Below are 4,643 nucleotides of genomic sequence, written 5' to 3' on the forward strand. Positions count from 1 at the left end.
GCCGACCGCCCGGTACAGCGCCTTGGAGCTGGTAGGGCCGAGAAACGGACTGGAAACGATGTACACCGTGGCCATCGCCCAGTACGGACGCGGCATTTGCATGAGCAGGGCGATGTACAGCGCGATCATCGATGCAGCGAAGGTGCGGACCCCGTAGAACCAGTCCCGCGCCGGGGGCATGCCAGAGAAAAATCCGTTCAAGAGTTGGCCACCGATGGCGGCGTGGCCGCTTCAAAAGCTCTCAGTACCCGCAGCGTAGCTTCCAGATCACCTTGGTCAATGCCTTCAAGTACTTCGTGGCGCAAGCGCACCAGCTCCACTTCGACCGCCTGCACCAGGTCCCGGCCGGTTTCGGTCAGGCTCAGGCATTTGGCGCGGCGGTCCTGTGTGTCTTCGGTGCGGCAGACGTAACCGGCATGGCACAGCTGATCGAGCAAGCGTACGAGCGAGGGGCTCTCCATCCCTGCTGCCTGGGCCACCGTCACCTGCCGCACGCCCTCGCCCAGACGCCCGATCATCAACAGCGGAACGGCGCAGGCTTCGGAGATTCCATAGTTGACCAGCGTGGTCTGGCAGATTTTGCGCCAATGCCTGGCGGCCACCACCATGGCGCTGCTGATGTTCATCTGGAGAACGTCGAGGTTATTCGGCACGAGGGAAAATACACACTGTTAGTTTGCTAACTATCAATATCGCATTGGAGGGGATTTTCCGTCAAGTTTTGAAACACATTGACCGCCATCCGTCGCGATGGCGGCGACAACTGGTCAGCCAATGTATGGAAGATGTATATGCTTTTTCAGTACGTAGTCCGAGAAAGCTCCCATGTCGAAACAAGCCGTTTTTACAATGAAACTTGAATCTGAATTGCGCGAACAGTTCATGGCCGAAGCAGAAGCTGCTCATCGTTCTGCCTCGCAAATAGTCCGGGAAATGATGCGTCAGTTCGTTCAATCCCAGCAGCAAGCTCGCGAGTACGAAGAGTTCCTGCAGCGCAAGGTCGACACCGCACGCGCTTCGATGCGCGCCGGCGACGGGCTGACAAATGATGAAATTGAAGCAGAGTTCGCTGCCGGACGATGACGACTCACACCCCACGCCCCTTCCTCAACATCACATCCAGTTGATCCACCACCTCGGCCCAGTCCGCGTCATCGAGAATCTCGTCTCGCAGGAAATCCGCCTGGCACTTGCTCCAGAAAAACGCATCGGCCAGTTGCAACTCCGGTTTGAGCGGTGAATGGGTCGCGATGAATTTATCGATGCTTTCGGCATCGTCCGGCAGGCCGAGTTGTTTGAACAGGGATGGCAGGTTGTGGGTCGGGCTTTCCATGTTGAACTCCGGTGAATTTATCGAGGGACCGCTGCGCGGTCATTCGCGGGCAAGCCCGCTCCCACAGGTTGATCGCAGTCCCTGTGGGAGCGGGCTTGCCCGCGAAGACGTCAGCATTGACGAAACAAAACTCAATGACTCAACTCCCGCACCTCGGCATGCGGCACCATTTTCAGAAACTCGGGCATGTCCATACGTACCAGGTTGACGTGGTTGCCGGCCTCCAGATAGATGTCTTTCTGCCGGGTCAGCAGAGGATCGATAACCACCTCCAGCCCATAGGCCTCACCCAGCGCCGGTACGGCACCGCGTTCGCAATCTTCGAACAGGTGCGCCAGGTTGCTTTCGCGGGAAACCTGCCACTCACCGCTGCTGCGGACTTTGCTCAGGTCAAGGTGACGGCTGGCGGGCAGCACGGCCATCAGATAATGCCCATGGTGATCGTCGAGGATCACCGATTTGGCCACCCGTTCGGCAGGAATGCCTGCGACCCGTGCCGTTTCAAGGCTGCTGGCCGAGTGTGGGTGGCTGACGATGTCATATTCGCATTGAGCCTTTTCCAGGCTTCGCTGCACAGTTCTTGCCATACGCATGATGCACCTCGGTGTCCGCCATGACCGCCGGCAGACGATGATTAAAGCTTTGCTTGCGTAGTAAAAGTCTAGGCCCGTCAGCGCGTTCCGGCGGGAAATCCGCCCATCGGACGACGACGGCAATTGAGCAAAATTCATACCGGCCGAGGCTCAACTAAACTGTGTACAGAATCACTCCACGACTCTCCCGGAGGGTCAAGTGAACATGCGTTGCTGTGCAGTTGCGTTGCTGTTGGCGTTGAGCGGATCGGCCTGCGCCACCGACACAGTTGTGTTGCTAGTGCCCAACCCAATCGGGATCTGGCTGATCACCTTCGGCCTCGCGTTCCTGATCGCTGAGGCGGCCCTGCCCAATTACGGCGTGATCGGCCTGGGCGGCATCGTGATGTTCGTGATCGGCGCGGTGATCCTGTCCAACACCGAAGTGCCCGTGCCATTGATGATCGGCCTGGGACTGCTCAGCGCGCTGTTGCTGATCTACCTGGTGATTCACGCCCTGAAGACCCGACCGCGCCACATCGTCAGCGGTGATGCCGGGCTGGTCGGCAGCGTGACGGCAGTGACGTCATTGCAGGCCGGCAACGCCTATGGCGGCTGGGTGCATCTGCAAGGAGAACGATGGCAAGTGCTCAGCGCGACGCCACTGCAACCCGGGCAACCGGTGCGGGTGGTGGAACGCAAGGGTTTGCTGCTGCAAGTGGCCGCGGCTGACGCGGCGCCGGGCGGAGAATAGTCATGGGTTTGCAAGTGGGTCTTGTCGCGCTGCTATTGTTGCTCATCGCACTGGCGGGGGCGACGTTTCGCATCCTGCGCGAGTACGAGCGCGGGGTGGTGTTCCAGCTCGGGCGCTTTTGGCAGGTCAAGGGGCCCGGCCTGATCCTGCTGATTCCGGTGGTTCAGCAAATGGTTCGCGTCGATTTGCGCACGGTGGTCCTCGACGTTCCGGCGCAAGACGTGATCACCCGCGACAACGTTTCGGTGAAGGTCAATGCGGTGCTGTATTTCCGCGTGCTCGATCCGCAAAGGGCGATCATCCAGGTCGAAGACTTTCTGATGGCCACCAGCCAATTGGCTCAAACCACCTTGCGGGCGGTGCTCGGCAAACATGAACTGGATGAACTGCTCGCCGAGCGTGAACGGTTGAACATCGATATCCAGCAAGTACTCGACGCCCAGACCGACGCCTGGGGCATCAAGGTCGCCAACGTCGAGATCAAACACGTGGACCTCAACGAATCGATGATCCGCGCCATCGCCAAGCAGGCCGAAGCCGAACGGGAACGGCGAGCCAAGGTGATCCACGCCGAAGGCGAATTGCAGGCCTCGGAAAAACTCATGCAGGCCGCCGAAATGCTTGGCCGCCAACCGGGGGCCATGCAGTTGCGCTACATGCAGACCCTGAGTTCGATTGCCGGCGACAAGAGCTCGACCATCGTCTTTCCGTTGCCGATCGAGTTGCTCAAGGGCATGGCGGACTTGTCGTCGAAACCCTGAAGGTTGCGATGACGCCACTCATTGCCCGTTATTGCCGGACAGGTACAACCTCGCGCCGGCACCACCGGCCTTCATCTGACGAGCGATATGCCACTGCGCCGGCAAAGGTGCGAATTCGTCCGGCACGTCAGCGGTGCCGATCAACCAGATTCGTTCAGTGCCCTTGGGCAGATCGCTCAAGTGGTCCAGATACACGTCTGACGTAGTCAAGGTACCGAAACCATATTCGTTCGGCCGGCTTGAAGTGCCATCGGCCCGTGGCGGGGTGTACAGCAGAGGCTGAGTTTCGGTGCGGTTGTAGTAGACGTAACTCAAGTACCAGAGCATGTCACTGGTGACGATCCGGTCCCCCGGCTGAAAATGCAGATTGACGTCTTCCACCAGGACATTGACCTGATCATGGACGTCCACCGTCGCATTGTTTTTCAGGCCCACCAGTTCCACACCGACGAACAGCACCAGCACCGTCAGGGCCAGCACCCGGGAACCGGAGTACAAGCGATCGATCGCCAATGCCGCCAGCAACGGCAGGCCAAGGGCATACGCGGTGAGGTAGCGCTCGATGAATATCGGCGAAAAAAACGACACCGCAAACACCAGCATCATCGGGAAAAAGGTGTAGACCGCGAGCAACGCACTGCCGCGGGACACGCTTCGGTCACGTGCCAGCGCCACCCACACCAACAGCGGCAAGGCTAGCGGCAAGGCAATGAATACCAGTGACGGCAGGTTTTCGCCGTCGTCCTGGGTCAGCAACGACCAGACCATCGACGGTAAGGAATCCAGGCTGACGGGCAGTTCCCAGCCAACGTCGCCATTGGCCTTGAGCTGATCCAGGTGCCGTAGCAGGTCGACAAACCCCGGCAGCCACGGCAGATATAGCGCCACGATAGCCACATTGGCCAGCCACCAGTCACTCCGCTGGATGTGCCGTAGACGATGCCCCGGCTGCACGCGGATGATCCCGAGGTACAACCAATGGCAGAGTACGCACAGGGCCGTGAAGTAATGGGTGTAAAACGCCGCGCTCATCAGCACGACATAGATCACCAGATAGCGCCGGCACTGCGGCTTGCGGATCCAGTACACCAGCGCAATGGTTGCCCCCAGCAACCACAACCCCAGCAGCGAATACATGCGCACTTCCTGGCTATATCGCACCGCCGTGGGCAGCAGTGCCAACAGGAAACCGGCCAGTATCGCGGCACGGCGGGTGGCGAGCC

General features: G+C 59.6%; 8 protein-coding genes. 3 read left to right on the top strand and 5 right to left on the bottom strand.

Annotation, left to right across the window (positions count from 1 at the left end):
- Both PMI29_RS07305 and PMI29_RS07300 read right to left on the bottom strand, forming a co-directional pair.
- The coding region (locus PMI29_RS07305) for an FUSC family protein (protein WP_157221375.1) at positions 1-201 on the bottom strand (201 nt) is incomplete at its 3' end.
- Positions 198-626 carry a MarR family winged helix-turn-helix transcriptional regulator gene (locus tag PMI29_RS07300; protein WP_008001616.1) on the bottom strand — a complete coding sequence of 143 codons (429 nt, stop codon included), beginning with the start codon at positions 624-626 and terminating at the stop codon, positions 198-200. The genes PMI29_RS07305 and PMI29_RS07300, both read right to left, overlap by 4 nt.
- 199 nt (positions 627-825) lie before the next feature.
- On the opposite strand from PMI29_RS07300, the gene PMI29_RS07295 reads away from it, so the two are divergent.
- Positions 826-1,083: a hypothetical protein gene (locus PMI29_RS07295; RefSeq protein ID WP_008001617.1), complete on the top strand. Its 258-nt coding sequence runs from the start codon at positions 826-828 to the stop codon at positions 1,081-1,083.
- A 4-nt stretch (positions 1,084-1,087) separates the two neighbouring features.
- Here the strand turns inward: PMI29_RS07295 and PMI29_RS07290 are convergent, their stop codons facing one another.
- Complete coding sequence (locus PMI29_RS07290) at positions 1,088-1,333, bottom strand: DUF2789 domain-containing protein (protein ID WP_008001618.1); 246 nt, start codon at positions 1,331-1,333, stop codon at positions 1,088-1,090.
- A gap of 131 nt (positions 1,334-1,464) precedes the next feature.
- The gene (locus PMI29_RS07285; protein ID WP_008001619.1) at positions 1,465-1,926 is read right to left on the bottom strand and encodes an aminoacyl-tRNA deacylase; all 462 of its coding nucleotides are present in this window, start codon (positions 1,924-1,926) and stop codon (positions 1,465-1,467) included.
- 199 nt (positions 1,927-2,125) lie between these two features.
- Here PMI29_RS07285 and PMI29_RS07280 point away from each other — a divergent pair, with 199 nt between their 5' ends.
- Positions 2,126-2,659 carry an NfeD family protein gene (locus tag PMI29_RS07280; RefSeq protein ID WP_033052609.1) on the top strand — a complete coding sequence of 178 codons (534 nt, stop codon included), beginning with the start codon at positions 2,126-2,128 and terminating at the stop codon, positions 2,657-2,659.
- A 2-nt stretch (positions 2,660-2,661) separates the two neighbouring features.
- Positions 2,662-3,420: a slipin family protein gene (locus tag PMI29_RS07275; protein ID WP_008001621.1), complete on the top strand. Its 759-nt coding sequence runs from the start codon at positions 2,662-2,664 to the stop codon at positions 3,418-3,420.
- A gap of 18 nt (positions 3,421-3,438) precedes the next feature.
- Here PMI29_RS07275 and PMI29_RS07270 read toward each other — a convergent pair.
- A partial coding sequence (locus PMI29_RS07270; RefSeq protein WP_008001622.1) for a glycosyltransferase family 39 protein occupies positions 3,439-4,643 on the bottom strand: 1,205 nt, incomplete at its 5' end.

It is taken from the genome of Pseudomonas sp. GM49 (genome assembly GCF_000282355.1).
In the GTDB taxonomy this organism is placed as follows: Bacteria; Pseudomonadota; Gammaproteobacteria; order Pseudomonadales; family Pseudomonadaceae; genus Aquipseudomonas.